This window comes from Nonomuraea insulae (assembly GCF_042656245.1).
In genome coordinates, this window is sequence record NZ_JBHSPA010000006.1 from 243,636 (window position 1) to 262,625 (window position 18,990).

Genomic DNA, 18,990 nt, shown 5'->3' on the forward strand with positions numbered 1-18,990 from the left:
GTCAGGAACGCGAGACGATGGCGGCGAGACGGTCGAGCACGGGCTCGGCGGTGCTGGGCACCTGGTCCGCCATGAACGCGAACGTGACCAGCCGCCCGTCCTTCGTCGTCGCCATCCCGGCCAGCGTGTTGACGTTGTTGAGGGTGCCGGTCTTGGCGCGTACGAGGCCGACCTGGTCCTTGGCGTCGCGCTCCGTGAACCGTCTGCCGTTGCCGAGCGTGCCGGAGAAGCCCGCGATCGGCATGCCGGAGGCGATCGCGTGCAGGGCGGGATGGTTGGCGGAGCCGGACATGGCGAGGGTCTTGGCCAGGGCGTTCGGGCTGATGCGGTTGCGGATGGACAGGCCGCTGCCGTCCGAGAGCGCCACGTTCTGGGCGACTCCGAGACGCTGGAGCACGGCGAGCACGGCCTTGGCGCCGCCGTCGAACGACGCCGGCTGGCCTTCCTTGATCGCGACGTGCCTCATCAGAGCCTCGGCCATGTCGTTGTCGCTGCGGGTGAGGGTGTGTTCGACGAGAGCGTAGAGGGGGGCGGAGTCGACTCTGCCCAGTTCGGGGGCGCCGGCCTGGGCCTCGGCCGCGCGTACCGACCTGCCGACCGTTATCCCCTGCTTGGTCAGGAGCTTGGCGAAGGCGGCGGCGGCGTACTGCGGGGGGTTGGGGACACGGGGGGCTCTGAAACGGGGGTCCTGGCGGCCCTCGTCCATGGTGAGGGCGTAGACGGGGGCGACCTCGCCGTCGGGGACGATGTAGTTCGGCTTCCAGCCGGGGGCCTTCGGGGTGCCGGTGAAGAGCGAACTGTCGTACGAAAGGGTGATTTTGCGTACACCTTGGGCTTTGAGCTTCGCGGCGGTCCGGGAGGCGAGCGTCGCCAGGCTGGCCTGCTTGGGGTAGTCCGACTGCCGGGCAGAAGGGCCGGCGAGAAGCGGGTCGCCGCCTCCGACGAGGACGACCGTGCCGGGCTTGTCTCCCTGGACGGCGCGGGTGGACAGGCGGGTGTCGGGGCCCAGGGAGGTCAGGGCGGCGGCACAGGTGACGATCTTGGTGGTCGAGGCGGGCGTGACGCTCATGTCGGGATTGGTGGCGAAAAGTTGCTCGCCGGTCACCGTGTCGATGACCACCGCGCCCACCCGGCTGCCCAGCGCTTTGTCACCCAGGGCGCTGGTGAGCTGCCGCGTCAAAGTACCCTTGGTCGGGAGAGGTCCGTCTCCTGACTTCACCGACAACTGGGCCAGCACTGGCCCGGAGGTGACCACGGGGACGGGGGGAGACCCTTCCGCCGGTGACGCCGTCGGCTTGGTCGGTGAAGACCCGCTCGTCAGCGCACTCAGGCTGAATTCGGTGGTCATCGCGTAAACGCCGATGACGATCGTCAGGACCTGGAGCACGGCGAGAGTGGTCAGCATCACCAACCGGTCGCGCCGCGCCACGTCGCCTGCCCTCTCGTCCTGTGTTCGCCTACGAGACATTAACGCCCAGCCGGGGGTGCCCGGGGGCCTGAGCGGAGGAACCGCGGTGGAGTTCGACGTTGTCGTTGAGATTCCCAAGGGACAACGGAACAAGTACGAAGTGGACCATGAGACCGGGAAGATCAGGCTTGACCGGCTCCTGTTCACCTCCACGCAGTACCCCGCCGACTACGGCTTCATCGAGCACACCCTGGGCGAGGACGGCGACCCGCTGGACGCGCTGGTGTTGCTCCAGGAGCCGACGTTCCCGGGTTGTTACATCACGTGCCGGGCGGTGGGGATGTTCCGGATGACGGACGAGAAGGGCGGGGACGACAAGGTGCTCTGCGTGCCGTCCACCGACCCCAGGATGCATCACATCCAGGACATTCACCACGTGTCGGAGTTCGACCGGCTGGAGATCCAGCACTTCTTCGAGGTCTACAAGGACCTGGAGCCCGGCAAGTCCGTCGAGGGCGCCAACTGGGTGGGGCGCATCGAGGCCGAGGCCGAGATCGAGCGCTCGTTCCGCCGGGCCAAGGAAGAGGGCCACCACTGATCCACCTCTAGCGGGGCCTGGTGGCGCCCACCAGGTCCCCGCGCCAGATCGAGGCGACCCGCACCACGTCGCCGGTCTGCGGGGCGTGCACCATCTGGTCCTGCCCGACGTAGATCCCGACGTGGTGGATGGTCGAGGGGTCACCGGTGACGTGGGCGAAGAAGAGCAGGTCGCCGCGGCGTAGCTGGTCCAGCGGGACGTGGGGGCCCGAGGTCCACTGGGTGCCGGTCCAGTGGTCGAGCCGCACACCGACCCGCTCCCAGGCCCGCATCGACAACCCCGAGCAGTCGTAGGTCTCCGGGCCGTCGGCCGCCCACACGTACGGCTTGCCGAGCTGGGTGAGCGCCCAGTTCGCGGCCAGGTCCCCCATGGCGGACCCACCGGCGACCAGCGCCGCCTCCCGCTGCCTGGCCAGCGACTTCGCGTGGCCGCGGGCCGCTTCCACCCTGCGTCGCAGGGTCTGCTCCCTGGTCATCAGCTCCTCGGTGTCGCGCCGCTGCGCGGCCACCGCGGCCTCGGCGGCGAGCCTGGCCTGGCGGGCGCGCTCCGCGGCTTCCTGCTGGGCCGCGTAGGCGTTGCCCGCCTGGGTACGCAGGATCGTCGCCACCTCCTGGGCGTCGCGCATCCGCCCCAGGATCGCCGACCGCTCGCCTCCCAGGTGCTCCAGCACGCTCGCCCGATGCAGGAACCCGTCCGCGCCGCCCCGATCGGTCATCATGCCCACGATCGGGTTCGTCAGCCCCAGCCCGGCGTAGCTCTCGGTCGCCACCAGCGCCACGTCCTGCCGGGCCCGCTCGACCTCGGCCTCGGCCGCCGTCAGCCGTACCCTGGCCTGCGCGTGGGCCCGCTCGGCCTGCCCGAGGCGGACCACCTCCCCGTTGTACGCCTCCACCAGCCGCTCCACCTCGGCCGCGAGCTGGTCGAGCCGCGACCGCGCGGTGGCCAGCTCCGCGGTCGTCCTGCTCAGCTCTCCCGACCGCTCGCGTACGGCCTCGCGAGCCTTCTTGACGTCGCGCGAGGAGGGGGCCGGGTCGGCCTCGACCGGCGGGCACAGGCCGACGAGCAGGCAGCCCACGAGGAGCCCGGCCCGAAATGCGCGCATAGGTCCCCCTGGAAACAGATGGTTACTCTATGCACACAGTTCCCAGCAATTCGCTCACGTAACGTAATCGTCACCTCTCAGCTTGTTGACTCCGACGGACTCGCCGAGGGCTCCTCCGTGGGCGTGGGAGTGGCCGTCTCGGTCGGGGTGGCGGTGGGAGTGGGGGTCTGGGTGGGCGTCGGGGTCGGCGTGGGCGTCGGGGTCGGGCAGGGGGTACGGGTGCCGGGGTCGGACGGCTTCGGCTCCTCCGGCTTCTCGCTGGGTGGCGGAGCCTCGGTCGGCGGCTCCTGGACCGGGGGCTGCTGGACCGGGGGCTGCTCGCCCGACGGTGGCGTCGGCTCGGGCCTGGGACCCCGGCCGGGCGTCGGGCCCGCGGTGGGCGAGCCCCAGGCGGTCGGGACAAGAGAGGATATGTGGGGAGACGGCGTCGGCGACCCGGTCACCCCCAGGGGCTGCGTGGCGGTGCTGTCGAGGATCGGCACCACGGCCAGTGGCTCGTCCTGGGGATCGCCCTGCCAGGGCAGCCGGATGCCGGGCGGCTCGCCCGTCGCCGGGAACGCGGCCGTCGCGACGCCTGTCACCCCTCCGTTCTCCCTCCCGATCTGATCGAAGATCACCGCTATCGCCACCACGGCCGCGATCGCCGCCAGTGCGCCCGCCACCGCCTGAGGCCACTTCCGAACCTGTCTGCCGTCGGGAACGGGAAACCCGGCGGCGCCCAGCACGCCCGTACGCCTGGCGACGTAACGGCGGTAGGGCAGCAGCTCGGGGTCGGCGAAGCAGCTCAACACCCTGACGCGCAGGGCGTCGGGCAGCCCGGGCGCGGGCAGCAGGTCGTAGACCTTGGCGGCCGACACCTCGCGGGTGCGGTGCGGAGCGCACACCTCGCACCGCGGCAGGTGCCTGACCAGGTGCTCGCGCATCTCGGGGGTCAGCTCGCCGGAGAAGCCGGCCAGGATGCGGGCGCGCCGCGGGCAGTCGTACGGGCCCTTCCTGGCCAGGACCTCGGCGGTGATCGCGTCGCGAAGATGTTCGCGGGCCTCCTCCAGGAGTTGCTCCACCTGGCGCGCAGGCGCGCCCAGCACCTGGGCCACCTCGGCGGAGGGCAGAGCGTGCCGGTGGACGAGCTCCAGGACCTCCCGCGACGTCACGGGCAGGCTCTGCACGGCGTTCCACGCCATGACCCGCAGGTCGGCGTCGGCAGGGTCGTCCGGTGGCGGCGCCTGGGCCAGCCCCTCGGCCGCGCCCGGCGGTGCGGCGGCCCTGCGGCGCAGGCATTCGACGCGGGCCAGCGCGTACAGCCAGGCTCGCAGCCGGCCGGGGTCGGCCAGGGCCCCGGCGTGCGCCTCGGCGGCGATCAGCGTGTCACGGAGCGCCACCTGGGCACTGTCGGTGCTCAGGAGGTGGGACCAGCAGTAGCGGTAGACGCTCTCCGCGTACGCGTCATAGAGCGCGGCGAGTGCTCCTGGGTCACGGGCGCGGAGTGCTTCGACCAGGACGCGGTCATTCATGTGACCGAAGGTAATGGATCGGTAACTAGTAGTTCTACCTGTTCCACGCCGATGGCATCGCTTGTCGGGCGTGTTGCCCTCGCCGCGCCTGCATTTCGTCCGGATATTTCAGTTTTACTGCTTATGTTCGGAGACGACTTGCGTGCTCCGGTCCACCGCGAACGGCTCGGTCGTGGGCTTGACGGTGTGGATCGGCACGGCTCCGGCGAGCGCCAGCTCCTCGAAGGGACGGCCGGTGGATCCCCAGGTCCTGGCGCTGATCTCAGTCTTGGCCACCTTGGCGCCCGCCGGCAACCCGCCCACCGTGAGAATGAATCGCGGTGGGCTGCCCGCTTTGACGTCGTCCACGAATGTACTGCCGCCGGCGAGAAGTTTGCCGGTCTTGTCGCGCAGAAGCGCGTTCACGACGAGGCTGCTCGCCGATATTTGATAAGGATTTCCGACATAGCCGGTAATGAGGTATGAGCCGTCTTTCTGGCGCATTGTCTGAACCCGTGAGATCGGGAACGCCTGGAAGGCCGAGGCGATGCGCGCCGCCGGCCGCCACTGCGCCGGACGGTACTGGATGCTCACCTTGACCGGTTTCTCGGCGACGGCGGCCTGGCCGGTGAAGGGCAGCGTCCCGCCCGGCGGCACGGCGTCGAGCGGCTGGTCGAACTTCAGCACCTCGGCGCCCTTGGCGTCGCGCCCGACGATCGTGGCCACCACGTGCTCGCCGAAGTGCCACGGGTTGGCGTTGCTGAGCACGCCCGCCCAGTTGACGGCGTACCCGTCGGCGGACTTGACGACATTCGAGACCTGGTCCTTGAGAGCGAGCGGCTTGAGCTCTTGTACTGGCTGTTCCTCGCTCGCGCACCCGGATAGGCAGATTGGGAGGCAGATCGCCCCGAGTGCGAGGAGGCTGACGGTTCGGCTACGCGGGATCACTTTGCCGTGATAACCCGAGCCTGTGGAGGGCTGGCGCGGGACACGCGCCAGTCCTACCAACTCTTTAACGCTGACGTACGACTCTGGCCTCGTCCCATACCGGCTCAGGGGATTCGTAGACCATGCCGTCCGAGCCGAAGACCAGGTAGCGATCGAAGTCGGCGGCGAACCAGCGGTCGTGGGTGACCGCCATGACCGTGCCGTCGAAGGCCTCCAGGCCCACCTGCAACGCCTCGGCGCTGGCCAGGTCGAGGTTGTCGGTCGGCTCGTCGAGCAGCAGCAGCGTGGCCCCTGACAGCTCCAGCAGCAGGATCTGCAGGCGCGCCTGCTGACCGCCCGACAACGTGTCGAACCGCTGCTCGGCGATCATCCCGGCCAGCTCGTAGCGGGCCAGGATCTTCATGGCCTCGTTCTTGAGCCTGGCGTGCTCGGCCATGACGATCTCGACCGGGGTGCGGCCGAGCAGGTCGGGCCGGGCGTGGGTCTGGGCGAAGTGGCCGGCGACCACGCGGGCGCCCAGCCTGGCCACGCCCTCGTGGTTGATCTGCTCGCCTGCCAGGAGGCGCAGGAAGTGGGACTTTCCCGAGCCGTTGGAGCCGAGGACGGCGACGCGCTCGCCGTACCAGACCTCCAGGCCGAACGGGCGCATGAGGCCGGTCAGCTCCAGCTCCTCGCAGATGACCGCGCGTTTGCCGGTGCGGCCGCCGCGCAGGCGCATCTTGATGTTCTGGTCGCTCGGCGCCACCTCGGGCGGCCCCGCCTCCTCGAACTTGCGCAGCCGCGTCTGGGCCGCGTGGTAGGCGGGGGCCATGCCGTCGTTGTACCTGGCCTTGTTCTTGAGCATGTTGACCAGGGCCTTGAGCTTGGCGTGCTCCTCGTCCCAGCGCCGGCGCAGCTCGTCGAGGCGCTCGTTGCGGGCCTTGCGGGCCTCGGCGTAGGTGGTGAAGCCGCCGCCATGGATCCAGATATTTCCGGACTCGACGGTGATGATGCGGTTGGCGGCGTTCGCCAGGAGCTGGCGGTCGTGGCTGACCAGCAGCACGGTCTTGGGCGTCTCCCTGAGCTGCTGCTCCAGCCACTCCTTGCCGGGGACGTCGAGGTAGTTGTCGGGCTCGTCGAGCAGCAGTGTCTGGTCGGGGCCACGGAGCAGCGCCTCCAGGACCAGGCGCTTCTGCTCACCGCCCGACAGCGTTGACACGTCCCGATATTTCAGCTTTTCGAAGGGGATGCTGAGGGCGGCGACCGTACAGGTGTCCCAGAGCACCTCGATCTCGTAACCGCCGGCGTCGGTGTAGTCGCTGATGGCCTGCGCGTAGCGCATCTGCGCCTTCTCGTCGTCGCGCTCCATCATCACCAACTCGGCCTCGTCGAGCCGCTGGGCGGCCTTGCGCACGGCCGGCGGCGCGACGCCCAGCAGCAGGTCGCGCACGTTGCTCCCGTCGCGCACGCTGCCGATGAACTGCCGCATCACGCCCAGCCCGCCGGAGCTCGCCACACTGCCCTCGACCGGCTGCAGATCGCCGGCGATGAGGCGCATGAGCGTGGTCTTGCCCGCGCCGTTGGGCCCGACGAGCGCCCCCTTCACACCCTCGCCGATCCTGAAGGACACGTCGTTGAGCAGGGGCCGCCCGTCGGGCAGCACGTACGTCAGATGTCCTACTTCAACGTGGCCCATCCCGGCAGGGTAACCGCCCGCGCTTCCTCCGGTCATTCGGATTTCCGCGCACTCACGCAGACTCTAGACAGTAAGTGATCTAATGACTAGAACTGTAGGGACCCCTCCCTAGGACAAGTGATGACGCGATTTCGCTCCGCCCTCGCCCCCCTGGCCATCGCGTTGCTCGGCTTCACAGCCGTGCCGCAACCCGCCTCCGCCCTGGCGGCCGCCTGCGCCCCGACCGTCAGCAGCGCCGTCACCGATGCCCGGCTGACCAGCCTGTTCACCAACTACGGCAACGACAACAGCCGCCTGGACGACTGGACGGGCGCCGACGGCACCTACTCGCTCAAACTGCCCAGCGGGCGCGAGTTGTGGGTGTTCTCCGACACCTTCCTCGGACGGGTCAACCCCGACGGGACCCGGCCGCCCGTGGTCGAGGAGGGCGGGACGACGGTCTTCCTGAACAACTCCTTCGCCGTCGAGCGGAACGGGCGCCTGTCCACGATTCACGACGGCACCGAGGCGAAGCCGACGGCCGTGATGCCGCCGCGCGACGACAAGCACTGGTACTGGGCCGGCGACGCGACGCTGGCCGGCGGGACCGTGGAGGTCACCTACCAGGAGTACGAGCGCTTCGGCACGGGGACCTGGGACTGGAAGTGGCACAGGAACGTGGTGGCCAGGTTCGCGCCCGGGCGGCTCGAACGGCCGATCAGCGTGCACGACCTGCCGTCGGGGCACGGGGTGGCGTGGGCCTCCGCGACGCTCAAGGACGGGGGCTACACCTACGTGTACGGGGTCGAGGATCTCGGCTCGCCCAAGTACATGCACGTCGCCAGGGTCGCGGGGCAGAGCCTGCTCGGCCGGTGGGAGTACCTGAAGGCCGACGGCACGTGGTCGGCGAACGAGGCCGACTCGGCGCGGATGATGAGCGGCGTGGCGAACGAGTACAGCGTGAGCAAGGTCGGATCGGGATATGTCCTGATCACGCATGACACGTCCGAGGCACTCAACCCGAACATCGTGGCCTACTCCTCGTGCTCGCCCGCCGGGCCCTTCACCGGCAAGCAGCACGTCTACACCACCCCCGAGACCAGCGGGAACATCTTCACCTACAACGCCCACGCCCATCCCGACGTGTCGGGGAACGGGCTCGTGGTGTCGTACAACGTCAACAGCTTCGTCAACACCGACCACTACAGCGACGTCACCATCTACCGTCCCCGGTTCCTGGATGTGACATTCAGGTGAGGCGCAACTGGGCGGCCCGCCTGCGGCTCGGCACGATCGACGGGCTGCGGGCGGCCACTCTGGAGAACGAGCGCCTGCGCGTGACCGTCCTGCCGGGCAAGGGGGGCGACGTGGTGGAGTTCCTGCACAAGCCCACCGACACCGACTTCGTCTGGCTCTCGCCGCAGGGCCTGCGCGACCCGCGCGAGCACCTCCAGGGCGCGGCCGACGACGTCGCCCAGTTCGTCGACCACTACGAGGGCGGCTGGCAGGAGATCTTCCCCAGCGGGGGCGCGCCCAGTGAATACCGGGGGGCGCGGCTGGCGCAGCACGGCGAGGTGTCGGGGCTGCCGTGGGAGTGCGAGGTGCTGGCCGACTCCCCTGAGGAGGTCGCGGTACGGCTGAGCGTGCGGACGCGGCGGCTGCCGTACCGGATCGAGAAGGTCTTCAGGCTGCGGGAGGGGACGGCGGCGCTGGAGGTGGAGGCGCGGGTCACGAACGAGGCGGACCTGCGGCTGCACGCCATGTGGGGGCAGCACATCGTGTACGGCCTGCCGTTCCTGCGCCCCGGAGCCAGGATCCGCCTGCCGGAGGGCGTCACCGTGATCCCGCACGAGAGCGCGATCAACCCGCCGACGCGGCGGGTACACCCGGGTGGGCCGTGGGAGTGGCCGGTCGTGCCGGCCGCCGGTGGGGGTGAGATCGATCTGAGCGTGGTGCCGGAGCGGGGTGCGCCGAGCGACATCGTGTACATGACCGGCTTCACAGAGGGTTGGTACGAAATTTCGGGGGATATCGGTTTGCGTGTGGAGTGGGACGCGACCGTGCTGCCGTACCTGTGGATGTGGCAGGAGCTCGGCGCGTCCACCGGCTACCCCTGGTGGGGGCGGGCGTACACGATCGGGCTCGAACCGTTCTCCAGCATGCCGACCGACGGCCTGGCCAGCGCCGTGGCCAACGGCACGGCCCTGGTGCTGGAGCCCCATGAGACGAAGGTGCTGAAGTTCGGTGCGGAGGTCATCGCATGAGTGAGTTCGACGGGAAGGTCGCGCTGGTCACGGGCGGCTCGATGGGCATCGGGCGGGCCGTGGTGGACCGGCTGGCCGACGGCGGGGCGTCCGTGGTGTTCTGCGGGGCCGACAAGGACGCCGAACTGGACAGCGAGCACGTCACCGGCAGGATCGCCGACGTACGCAGGGCCGGCGACATGCGCGATCTGGTGGACCTGGCCGTGGCCAGGTACGGCGGGCTCGACATCGTGGTCACCTGCGCGGGCGTGCAGCGCTACGGCACCGTGGAGAACACCCCGGAGGACGTCTGGGACGAGGTGCTCGACATCAACCTCAAGGGCGTCTTCCTGACCTGCAAGGCCGCCATCCCCAGCCTGCGCGCCCGCGGGGGCGGCTCGATCGTGGTCATGTCGTCGGTGCAGGCGTTCTCCTCGCAGGCGCAGGTGGCGGCCTACACCGCGAGCAAGTCCGCGCTCAACGGCCTGACCAGGGCCATGGCGCTCGACCACGCGCCCGACGGCATCCGGGTGAACGTGGTCTGCCCCGGCTCGGTGGACACGCCCATGTTGCGCTGGGCGGCGGACCTGTGGCGGGGCGAGCTGTCGCAGGAGGAGCAGGTGGCGCAGTGGGGCCGCGCCCATCCGCTGGGCCGCGTGGGCCGGCCGGAGGAGGTGGCGGAACTGGTGGCGTTCCTGGCGGGTCCGCGCTCGTCGTTCATCACGGGAGCCGAGCACCGCGTGGACGGCGGCCTGCTCGCGCAAAACCCAGCGGCGCTTCCCGAATAGGTCTGGGGGACCCCACGGGTTCCTCCGGTCGCACACCCGAGCTGGCAAGCGTTACGTCAATGCGGCGAATTCCCAGGTCCTTTCCCTGATACGAGTGGGTCCTGGCGGGCCAGGCAGGCGACCCTCATATGGGCGCCGAGCCTTTGGGATCGGCGAGTCATGACGACTCGTATTCGATTCGGCACGCTAGGTTACGAGGTCGAAAATGACTCACCCATCGAGGAGAGACCAGTGAGGCTATCCAGAAAGGCCGCCGGCTTCGTCGCCGCGGTCGCGATGTTCGCCGCGGTCGCCCCCGCTGCCACCGCGGCGGCCAGCCCCCGCTCGACCTGCTACGGCGGTCGCGTCTGCCTGTACGCCGGCTTCGACTACAACCGCGGTCAGGCCGACCACTGGCGGGACTTCACCAGTGACGACTCGAATTTCGAGGACAACAACTGGCTGAACTGGGACTTCAGCAATTCCTGGCACAGCATGAACAACGAGACCAGCTCCGTCAGGAACCGCGTCGGCTGCAGCGCCACCCTGTGGCAGCACCCGGGCTACACCGGCGCCCACAGCACGTTCACGCACAACTCGAACGACGGTTTCCTGGCGAACAACGCCATCGGTAACAACCGCGCCAGCGCGATCGACATCTGGTGCCACTGAGCATTAACGGGAGTGCCGGTTTCCGGGCTTGGCCGCCGGAAACCGGCTGCCGCGGTCTCCTCGCCGGCGCCTTGCTGCTGGTGACGACCACCGCGGCCTGCGGCGCTGACGAGCCCGCGCCACCGACGCCCGTCAGGGGCGTCACCTCGGTGTCGCAGCTGGTGCTGCCGTTCGACGCCTACAAGACCACTCCCGAGCAGCGGGCCTCCCTGGGCAACGCCCACAACCACCTCGTCGTACGCTGCATGCGCAGGCAGGGCATCACCATCGCCCCGCCCGCCGAGGACCGGGCCGCGATCGCCGCGGTGGACCCCGGCAACTCGCGTCGCTACGGCGTCACCGACATGGAGGCGGCGAAGAGCCACGGCTACCACCTGGCCAGGCCGCCCTCTCCCGACACGACCGGCGCCTGGGCCGGCAAACTGCCCAAGCGCACCCGCCACCGCCTGTACGGCACGGCGGCCGACCGCGGCTGCCTGGACCGCGCGACGCACACCCTGGACAAGGGCGCGCGCAAGGCGGACTGGCCCTGGTTGTCGTTGCAGGACTCGCTCACGCTGGAGCAGGCCGCCAAGCACCCGTCGGTGACGGCGGCGATCAAGCGCTGGCAGTCGTGCATGGGCCAGGCCGGGCACTCGTACCCGAATCCTGAGGCGGCCATCGCCGACGGCCGCTGGGATCTCGACAAGCCCGCCGTCACCGAGGAGGAGAAGCAGACCGCGATCTCCGACACCGCGTGCAAGTGGTCGTCGGGCCTGGTCGCCGCCTGGTTCGCGGCCGACGCCGAGCTCCAGCGCGCCGTCATCCGCGACAACCCCGACCGTTTCGCCGCCCTGCGCGCCAACCTCAGACAACGTCTGAGCCGGGCCTCACGGCTGCTCTCTGAGCACGAAGGCGGCCAGGTCCGCTGACTGCGCGAGCCTGCTGGGCTCGTGGACGTACATCATGTGTCCGGACTCGTAGTACCGGAACTCGATGTTGCGGGCCAGCTCGGCGGGCACGGGCAGGTGGGCGAAGGTGTGCTCGGCGGCGTAGTACGGGGTGGCGCCGTCGTGGTAGCCGCAGGCCACGTGCACCCGCAGGTGCGGGTTGGTCCGCATGGCGGAGGCCAGGCGGGAGGCCACGTGCACGTGCGCGTTCTCGAACTCCTTGTACGACCACGGCTGCACGCGCGAGGTGAGCACCTCGTACGGCAGGTCGTTGGCGTAGCCCAGCTCCGAACGCAGGTAGTGGTTGAGCACCCCGCTGTAGGGACCCATGATCGCGTCCATGCTGGGGTCGGCGGTGAAGTGCTCGCGGCCGGAGTCGGGGTCCCAGCCGGTGAACCGGCCGTCGAGCCGCCCGACGGTCTGGCGGCGCGAGCGCAGCACCTCGGTGAAGAAGCGGATGTGCTCGATGCGCAGGTTGACCCGGTCGACGTAGTCCTCGCTCAGCCCGGTCAGCGCGGCGACCTTGGCGATCGCGGCCGAGCGTTCCTCGGCGGTGAGCCGGTCGCCGCCGGCCAGCACCCACAGGTAGTCGCGGCCGGCGTACGCCTCGGCCTCGCGCAGCACGTCGGCCAGCGGCCGGTCGCCGTGCAGCCCGTGGTAGTGCGCGATGGCCGCGTAGGTCGGCAGGTAGAGGGCGTAGGCCAGGTCGTGGCCGTCGTTGAACTCGCCCGTGGCGTAGTCGAGCACCGAGGAGATCAGCATCACGCCGTTGAGGTACATGCCGTAGCGCGACTGCAGGTGGTCGGCCAGCCCGGCGGCCCGCACGGTCCCGTACGACTCCCCTGCCAGGAACTTCGGCGACATCCACCGCGCGTTCCTGGTGGTCCACAACCTGATCACCTCGCCGACGGACTCCAGGTCGCCGGTGAACCCGTGGTACGGCTCCGCCTTCTCCCCTTCTGCCGCCCGCGAGAAGCCGGTGGAGACCGGGTCGATGAAGACCAGGTCGCTCACCTTGAGCAGGCTCTCCTCGTTGTCGGCCAGCCCGTACGGGGGCGGCAGAAGCGCCCCCGCGTCCCCCATGACCACCCGGCGCGGCCCCAGCACGCCCAGGTGCAGCCACACGCTGGACGACCCGGGCCCGCCGTTGAAGGCGAACGTCACCGGCCTGCTCAACGGCTCGGCCCCGTCCAGCGTGTACGCGGTGACGAACACCTCGGCCTTGGGCCGCAGACCCTCGAACCTGCCGTCGGTGATCACCTCTTCGCGCAGCACCATGGTGCCGGTGGTGGCGGTGTACGACTGGCCGGACGGGAGGGTGTGGGAGGTGGTGACGAGGTTGTCGGCGGGGGCGGCGGGCTTGGACTCTTCAGACATATCCCCGCATTATTCTAGGTAGGGATCCGCGAAGCGCTCATTGGGGACCGTCGCGTACCAACCGGGCCGCCCCGGATCACGGTCATAGGGGTAGCCACCCAGCTCCCGATAGAGCTCGGCGTAGCGGGCCACCCGCTCAGGATCCAGCCGCACCCCCAGCCCCGGCCCCGACGGCACGGCGATGGCGCCCTCCGAGTACGCCATCTTGCCGCCCTCGATCACGTCGTCCCTGAGCTGGTGGTAGTGGGCGTCGGCCGAGTAGGTGAGGTTCGGCAGCACCGCGCCCAGGTGCAGCATGGTCGCGAGCTGGATGCCCAGCTCACCCGACGAGTGCACGGCCACCCCGAGCTGGAAGGTCTCGCACACCCCCGCCGCCTTCACGCACGACCTGATGCCGCCCCAGAACGTCGTGTCCAGCAGCACCACATCGGCGCCCCTGCGCAGGACGTTCGAGGCGAGCTGCTCGAAGTTGACCACGACGGTGTTGGTGGCCAGCGGCACCGCCACCTGCTCGCGGATGATCCTGAGCCCTTCGAGCCCCCAGACGGGGTCCTCCAGGTAGTCGTTGTTCAGCCCCTCGATGGCCCGGCCGAAGCGCAGTCCCTCGGCCACCGACAAGACGGCGTTCGGGTCGTACCTGAGCCGGTCGCCCGGGAACGCCTCGGCCAGCGCGCGGTAGCACTCCAGCTCGTAGTCCGGCGGGAAGACCCCGCCCTTGAGCTTGTGCACGGTGAACCCGTGCTGCTCCTTGAGCCTGGCGGTGTGCTCGACGAGTTGCCCGGGGGTGCGGATCTCGGGGTGGCCGTCGGCGGCGTACCGGAAGAACAGGTAGGACGCGAACGGCACCTCGTCCCTGATCCGCCCGCCGAGCAGGTCATGAGCGGGCACCCCGAGGTGCTGGCCGATGAGGTCGACGCAGGCGAACTCGATGGCGGCCAGGAGTTGCGTGCGGTTGTTGTAGAGCGAGGCCGTCGGGTTGGCGATCTTGAAGCGCAGCGCTTCGAGCTGAAAGGGATCGTGATCTTTGAGATAGGGCATGAGCGCGCGGAAGGCCGCTTCCGCGCTCTCGCCCCCGCCGCCCATCTCCCCCAGCCCGACCAGCCCGTTGTCGGCCTCGACCTCGACGATCGTGCGGACGAACCGGCCCCAGTGGGCGCCGTTGCTGTGCCGCAGCGGCGCCTCCAGGGGGACGGCGACCGTCGTGGCCCTGATGTCGACGATCTTCACTGGCGCGTCCCCCTGACGACGGCCACGCCGCAGGCGGGCAGCCGTACCTCGACCGTCTCGTGTCCCGGCATCGCCACCTTCACCTCGACCGGCTCGGCGGCCAGCGACTGCAGTCGCACGCCGTCCCAGCCCAGGGAGGTGACCAGCACGTCGGGGTGATCGACGCTCACGTACGTCTCCGAGACGTCCGGGCTGTCGGTGATCAGCGCGCCGACGAACGGCTCGGTGAGCCCCGAGGCCGCCGCAGCGCCGAGCCTGCGGCCCTGAGCCCCCGCTTCAGAGGTGACCGCGTAGCGGAAGGTGGTCTCGCCCTGCTGCTGCGAGGGGAAGTTGGTGTCCCAGATGTTGTTGAGCGCCCACGAGTAGACCGTGCCGTCCTCCTGGTCGAGCGTGGGCGGGAACGGCGCGTACGGCATGTGGATGGTGCCGAGCTGCACCAGCGGCGCCTCCAGCGTGGCCCAGGCGATGGTCAGCTCGGGGTCCTCGAAGGCGATCCAGTGCCGGATCGGGAGCATGTACTCGGCCGAGCCCGGCACCCTCGGCACGTCGGGGCCTCCGACGCCGCCGGTCAGCTCCCAGGCGGCGGCCTTGCCCGCGGCGAACGGGAAGGCCAGGAATACCGCCTCCTTGGAGGGGGTGCCCTGCTTGGCGAGCTGGTAGGTCAGGTCCAGCCGGGGCACGCCGCGGTGCAGCTCGATCGTGGTGCGGATCCAGTCGACGCCCTTGCCGCTCAGCTCCACGACCAGTTTCTCGCCCACGGCCGTGCGGGTGACCTCGGTGATGACGGCGTGCCTGCCGATGGCGCGGTCGCCGAGGAGTGTGCGGTCCTGCGCGCCGACGTGTCCCGACAAATGGTTGAAATGTGGGGCGGTGGCGTACTGGTCGTAGACGTACTGGCCGAAGCCGGCCGCCGCTTCGCCGTTGACCAGCTCGCGGTCCGCGCGTTTGTCGAAGATCGAGCTGATGTAGCCCTCGCCCACGTCGTACGTCACGCGGTAGAACTCGTTCTCGATCACTCCGCTCGGATCGAGCTTGACCGGCTCGGGCGCCTGGCTCTCGCCCGGGACCACATCGATCCGCGCATACCCGAATCCCGAAATTTCCGGCACGACGGCGTGAATGTGCCGTCCGATCGGACGCGTCGGCCAGTCCACCGGGTCCACGAACTCCTCGTGATGCGCCAGCCTCTCCCCGGTACGCGAATCCACCAGCGCGATCGGCACCTCCACGCCCACCACGTCCCTGGGCAGGAACGCGCGCACGAGGTCGGTCCTGGTCCAGGTGCCGGGGTTGAAGACCGCGAACGACGCCAGCGCCCCGCCCTCGGTGCCCGCCTCGGACAGCGCCGCGGCGAACCTGCGCGTCGCGGCGTGCAGCAGGTCGGCCGCGTCGTCCTGGGCGGAGTACGCGCCGGACGACTTCCGCGTCCACTGCAGCCCGCCCGAGTCGCCCGCCTCCTCGGCGTCCTCCCACGGGTTGGCCGCGCCCCAGGTGTGCTCGTTGAACAGGGCGACCTTGTCGTAGGCCGCGTCGATCTGCTCGGTGGCGTCCACGCCCGCCAGCGTGTGCAACGTCTCGGCGACCCGCAGGGCGGACTGCGCCCGGCGGACGTACCCGAGGGGGCGCGCACCTGACCCGAGCCCGTCGGCCCACCAGTCCGTCCAGTCACCCTCGTGCACGGCCAGCCGGTCGTGGTAACGCTCCTCGACGTGCTCGAAGAAGTCGCTGTTCACCGCCGACCGCAACCGCGGATAGGCCCACTGCTCGTTCCACCGCCGCGCGATCGTCGCGGGCACGATCGAGGGCCCCGCGTTGTCGGCGTGCGCCCCCTGCACCCGCAGGTGCAGCACATCCAGCTCGTACGGCTCCTTCGGCGCGTCGGGCCCCTGCCACCCGAACGTCCCCGGCCCGTACGGATACCCCCGCGTGGCCAGCGCCGACAGGTACCGCGGCAGCAGGTCGTCGGCCAGCTCGTAGGAGTCGGTCAGCCCGACCGTGTTCCCCTCCATGTACGCCATCCCGTGCGGCGTGTCGGTGAACCACACGATGATCTCGTTCCCGCTCGGCGCCCGCCACCGGAACGGCCTGGTCAGCTTGTCACCGCCATGCAGATACGGCACAGAGCGCCCGGCCCAGTTGTGCGCCGCGGCCAGGTAACGCACGCCCGCCGCGCTGAGCGCGTCCACCAGCCCCACGACCGCCCCCGGCACGTCGGTGTGCATGGCCGATCTGGTCGCGAAGCCGTAGTCCCGTTCGAGCTGGGCGGTGAAGCGCAGTTGCCGGCGCAGCTCCTCGGTCGAGCACGCCTCGGTGTGGAGCTGGAACGGCAGCGCCGTCACCTCGATCAGCCCCGCCCTGGCCAGCGCGGCGAAGGAGTCCACCATCTCCTTCGGCCGCGCCTCCAGCCACTTCAGCGCCGGCATCGACGACTCGACCGTCCACCGGAACCTGGCGTCGTCAGGCCAGGACGCGGTCTCCTCGGCCAGCCGCAGCGCCGAGTCGAGGTAGTCGAGGTGGTGGCGCAGCACCGTGCCCTGCGGGTCGGTGTAGCCGATGTCCAGGTGCGAGTGGTGCACCACGAACACGCTCCACTTGCGCTGCGGGGTCACCGTGACCTGCGCGCTACCGACCACGCCCGCGTCGTCGCGGCACTCCAGGGTCAGCACGCGCGGCGCGTCCACCTCGGGCACCAGCAACGTCACGTCGCTGCCCGAGGCGCTGTCCGCCCCCACCAGCACGTGCGTCAGGGGCACCGTGCTGGACACCCTGACCGCCTGGCGGCCGTCGTGGGTGAACAGCGGCAGCACCGCGACCCGTACCTCCAGCCCGCGCTCGCTGATCACGGGCGTCGAGGTGCCGTCGCGCAGCTCCTGCCTGATCCCGTCGTAGTCGGGGCTCCCCAGGCTGCGCTGGAGCAACCGGCTGGTCATTGAACACTCCCTAGAGACAGGCCTCTGGCGAAGAGGCGCTGGGTGGCGAGGAACAACACGACGGTCGGCAACGAGACCACCAGGCCCGCGGCGAGGCCGACGGGGACCGGGGTGCCGGCGTACACGTCGGTCATCAGGCCCGCGATGGCGGTCATCACCGGCCGCACGTCCTCGGTCTGAGTCAGGGTCAGGCCGAAGATGAGGTCGTTCCAGATGAAGGTGAATTCCAGGATGAACACGGCCGTCAACGCGGTGAACGAGATCGGCAGGTAGATGCGCCAGAAGATGCGCCAGGTCGAGGCGCCGTCCATCCGCGCGGCCTCGAAGATCGAGAAGGCCACGCCGGTGTAGAAGTTCCGCAGCACGAACGCGGCCAGCGGCACGTTGATCGCCGTGTAGATGAGGATCATGCCGAGGCGGCTGTCGTACAGGCCGGCGTCGCTGTAGCCGACGAAGAGCGGCACGAGCAACATCTGCGAGGGGAACACGGTGCCGCCGAAGAGCAGCAGGAACCACCAGAACCCGTGGCGCAGCCGCAGCACCACGATCACATACCCCGCCAGCGCCCCGATCAGCACGCCGAGCAGCGGCGAGACGATGCTGTAGAGCGCGGTGCTGGCCAGGCTCTGCGTGAGGTTCGCGCCGTCCAGGGCGCGGCCGAAGTTCTCGAACAGCGCGAAGTCGCCGGAGGGGATCCAGGCGCGGCCCGGATCGTACGAGCTCGCCGGCCGCGAGGCGTTGACGAGCAGCAGGTACGTGGGCCCGAGCCAGACCAGCCCGAGCACGATGAGCACGGCCCGCCTGATCATGTGGCCGTCACCTGCCTGCGCAGGTAGAGGTAGGACGCCAGCCCCGTCACCACGGTCAGCATCACCGCCACCGCCGAGCCGTAGCCGTAGTCGCTGGCCACGAACGTCTCCTTGTACATGGTCACCGCCAGCGTCTCCGAGTTGCGCCCCGGCCCGCCCTGCGTCAGCACCCACACGATGTCGAACGTCTTCAGACTGGCCACCAGCGCGAGCCCCACCACGACCGCCGTCAGCGGCCGCATGAGCGGCCAGATCACGTGCCGGAACAACCGCCATCCAGAGGCCCCGTCGATCCGGGCCGCCTCGATCGGCTCCTTGGGGATGGACTGCAACCCGACCACGAACAACAACGTGTTCACGCCGAGTTGCTGCCACGTCCAGACCGCGAGCATCGCGAAGGTGTTGGCGGGGGCCTCCTGAAGGAACGCGGTGTCCACGCCGAGCAGCAGGTTGGCGATGCCGCCATGGGACAGGACCGGGCTCCACACCATGGCCAGGCCGGCGCCGCTCAGCGCGTACGGCAACATGAACGGCACCCGGAACCACGCGCCGCCCCTGATGTCGTAGGACAACACCGCGACCAGCAGGCCGAGCCCGACCGGCAGCACCATGGTGCCGATCACCCAGATCAGCGTGTTGCGGGTCGAGGTGAGCAGGGCCTCGTCATCGAACACCTTGGCGAAGTTGGCCAGCCCGGTGAACGCGGGCGGCTCCAGGCCGTCGTAGCGGGTCAGGCTCAGGTACGCCGTCCACAGGAACGGCGCATAGAGCAGTCCCGCGACCAGCAGAGCCGCCGGCGCCACGTATCCGTATCTGAACCTGCCGAACATAGGTGC

16 protein-coding genes are annotated in these 18,990 nt (G+C 69.8%); 6 read left to right on the forward strand and 10 right to left on the reverse strand.

Annotated elements, in window-relative coordinates:
* Position 1 precedes the first annotated feature (1 nt).
* Positions 2-1,405: a D-alanyl-D-alanine carboxypeptidase/D-alanyl-D-alanine endopeptidase gene (dacB, locus tag ACFPZ3_RS03920; protein WP_379512540.1), complete on the reverse strand. Its 1,404-nt coding sequence runs from the start codon at positions 1,403-1,405 to the stop codon at positions 2-4.
* A 109-nt stretch (positions 1,406-1,514) separates the two neighbouring features.
* On the opposite strand from dacB, the gene ACFPZ3_RS03925 reads away from it, so the two are divergent.
* Positions 1,515-2,006, forward strand: coding sequence for an inorganic diphosphatase (locus tag ACFPZ3_RS03925; protein ID WP_106243463.1), 492 nt, complete (start codon positions 1,515-1,517; stop codon positions 2,004-2,006).
* Between the two features lie 7 nt (positions 2,007-2,013).
* Here ACFPZ3_RS03925 and ACFPZ3_RS03930 read toward each other — a convergent pair whose 3' ends face one another.
* The 4 genes from ACFPZ3_RS03930 to ACFPZ3_RS03945 form a co-directional block, all read right to left on the reverse strand.
* Entirely contained in the window at positions 2,014-3,108 is a 1,095-nt protein-coding gene (locus tag ACFPZ3_RS03930) for a C40 family peptidase (protein WP_379512541.1), read from the reverse strand.
* 77 nt (positions 3,109-3,185) lie between these two features.
* Positions 3,186-4,619 carry a sigma factor-like helix-turn-helix DNA-binding protein gene (locus ACFPZ3_RS03935; RefSeq protein WP_379512542.1) on the reverse strand — a complete coding sequence of 478 codons (1,434 nt, stop codon included), beginning with the start codon at positions 4,617-4,619 and terminating at the stop codon, positions 3,186-3,188.
* Between the two features lie 114 nt (positions 4,620-4,733).
* Positions 4,734-5,546: a hypothetical protein gene (locus ACFPZ3_RS03940; protein ID WP_379512543.1), complete on the reverse strand. Its 813-nt coding sequence runs from the start codon at positions 5,544-5,546 to the stop codon at positions 4,734-4,736.
* A 64-nt stretch (positions 5,547-5,610) separates the two neighbouring features.
* Positions 5,611-7,221: an ABC-F family ATP-binding cassette domain-containing protein gene (locus tag ACFPZ3_RS03945; RefSeq protein WP_379512544.1), complete on the reverse strand. Its 1,611-nt coding sequence runs from the start codon at positions 7,219-7,221 to the stop codon at positions 5,611-5,613.
* 120 nt (positions 7,222-7,341) lie between these two features.
* Here ACFPZ3_RS03945 and ACFPZ3_RS03950 point away from each other — a divergent pair, with 120 nt between their 5' ends.
* The 5 genes from ACFPZ3_RS03950 (at position 7,342) to ACFPZ3_RS03970 (ending at position 11,793) form a co-directional block, all read left to right on the forward strand.
* Positions 7,342-8,457: a DUF4185 domain-containing protein gene (locus ACFPZ3_RS03950; RefSeq protein WP_379512545.1), complete on the forward strand. Its 1,116-nt coding sequence runs from the start codon at positions 7,342-7,344 to the stop codon at positions 8,455-8,457.
* Entirely contained in the window at positions 8,454-9,464 is a 1,011-nt protein-coding gene (locus ACFPZ3_RS03955) for a DUF4432 family protein (protein WP_379512546.1), read from the forward strand. The genes ACFPZ3_RS03950 and ACFPZ3_RS03955 overlap by 4 nt, the downstream gene beginning before the upstream one ends.
* On the forward strand, positions 9,461-10,231 hold the full coding sequence (locus ACFPZ3_RS03960; protein ID WP_379512547.1) for an SDR family NAD(P)-dependent oxidoreductase: 771 nt from the start codon (positions 9,461-9,463) through the stop codon (positions 10,229-10,231). Before ACFPZ3_RS03955 ends, ACFPZ3_RS03960 begins: the two co-directional genes overlap by 4 nt.
* A 231-nt stretch (positions 10,232-10,462) precedes the next feature.
* Positions 10,463-10,882: a peptidase inhibitor family I36 protein gene (locus ACFPZ3_RS03965; RefSeq protein WP_379512548.1), complete on the forward strand. Its 420-nt coding sequence runs from the start codon at positions 10,463-10,465 to the stop codon at positions 10,880-10,882.
* A gap of 80 nt (positions 10,883-10,962) precedes the next feature.
* Positions 10,963-11,793 (forward strand): hypothetical protein, encoded by an 831-nt coding sequence (locus ACFPZ3_RS03970; protein WP_379512549.1) that lies wholly within the window; start codon positions 10,963-10,965, stop codon positions 11,791-11,793.
* On the opposite strand, the gene ACFPZ3_RS03975 is transcribed toward ACFPZ3_RS03970, so the two are convergent.
* The 5 genes from ACFPZ3_RS03975 to ACFPZ3_RS03995 are packed head-to-tail and all read right to left on the reverse strand — an operon-like array spanning position 11,752 to position 18,984.
* Positions 11,752-13,188, reverse strand: a complete 1,437-nt coding sequence (locus ACFPZ3_RS03975; RefSeq protein ID WP_379512550.1) for a S10 family peptidase — start codon at positions 13,186-13,188, stop codon at positions 11,752-11,754. The two genes, ACFPZ3_RS03970 and ACFPZ3_RS03975, sit on opposite strands and share 42 nt — an antisense overlap.
* 9 nt (positions 13,189-13,197) lie before the next feature.
* A complete protein-coding gene (locus ACFPZ3_RS03980; RefSeq protein ID WP_379512551.1) occupies positions 13,198-14,415 on the reverse strand; it encodes an enolase C-terminal domain-like protein in 1,218 nt (405 codons plus the stop codon).
* Positions 14,412-17,345 carry a glycoside hydrolase family 38 N-terminal domain-containing protein gene (locus ACFPZ3_RS03985; protein WP_379512552.1) on the reverse strand — a complete coding sequence of 978 codons (2,934 nt, stop codon included), beginning with the start codon at positions 17,343-17,345 and terminating at the stop codon, positions 14,412-14,414. The genes ACFPZ3_RS03980 and ACFPZ3_RS03985 overlap by 4 nt, the downstream gene beginning before the upstream one ends.
* Positions 17,342-18,154 (reverse strand): carbohydrate ABC transporter permease, encoded by an 813-nt coding sequence (locus ACFPZ3_RS03990; RefSeq protein ID WP_379512553.1) that lies wholly within the window; start codon positions 18,152-18,154, stop codon positions 17,342-17,344. Before ACFPZ3_RS03990 ends, ACFPZ3_RS03985 begins: the two co-directional genes overlap by 4 nt.
* Positions 18,151-18,984, reverse strand: a complete 834-nt coding sequence (locus ACFPZ3_RS03995) for a carbohydrate ABC transporter permease (RefSeq protein ID WP_379512554.1) — start codon at positions 18,982-18,984, stop codon at positions 18,151-18,153. Before ACFPZ3_RS03995 ends, ACFPZ3_RS03990 begins: the two co-directional genes overlap by 4 nt.
* Between the last annotated feature and the right edge of the window lie 6 nt (positions 18,985-18,990).

Excerpts from the sequence above, each read along its gene's own strand:
- dacB (WP_379512540.1), bottom strand. The coding sequence starts at position 1,405 with ATGCTGACCACTCTCGCCGTGCTCCAGGTCCTGACGATCGTCATCGGC.
- ACFPZ3_RS03930 (WP_379512541.1), bottom strand. The coding sequence starts at position 3,108 with ATGCGCGCATTTCGGGCCGGGCTCCTCGTGGGCTGCCTGCTCGTCGGC.
- ACFPZ3_RS03935 (WP_379512542.1), bottom strand. The coding sequence starts at position 4,619 with ATGAATGACCGCGTCCTGGTCGAAGCACTCCGCGCCCGTGACCCAGGA.
- ACFPZ3_RS03945 (WP_379512544.1), bottom strand. The coding sequence starts at position 7,221 with ATGGGCCACGTTGAAGTAGGACATCTGACGTACGTGCTGCCCGACGGG.
- ACFPZ3_RS03950 (WP_379512545.1), top strand. The coding sequence starts at position 7,342 with ATGACGCGATTTCGCTCCGCCCTCGCCCCCCTGGCCATCGCGTTGCTC.
- ACFPZ3_RS03960 (WP_379512547.1), top strand. The coding sequence starts at position 9,461 with ATGAGTGAGTTCGACGGGAAGGTCGCGCTGGTCACGGGCGGCTCGATG.
- ACFPZ3_RS03975 (WP_379512550.1), bottom strand. The coding sequence starts at position 13,188 with ATGTCTGAAGAGTCCAAGCCCGCCGCCCCCGCCGACAACCTCGTCACC.
- ACFPZ3_RS03985 (WP_379512552.1), bottom strand. The coding sequence starts at position 17,345 with ATGACCAGCCGGTTGCTCCAGCGCAGCCTGGGGAGCCCCGACTACGAC.
- ACFPZ3_RS03990 (WP_379512553.1), bottom strand. The coding sequence starts at position 18,154 with ATGATCAGGCGGGCCGTGCTCATCGTGCTCGGGCTGGTCTGGCTCGGG.
- ACFPZ3_RS03995 (WP_379512554.1), bottom strand. The coding sequence starts at position 18,984 with ATGTTCGGCAGGTTCAGATACGGATACGTGGCGCCGGCGGCTCTGCTG.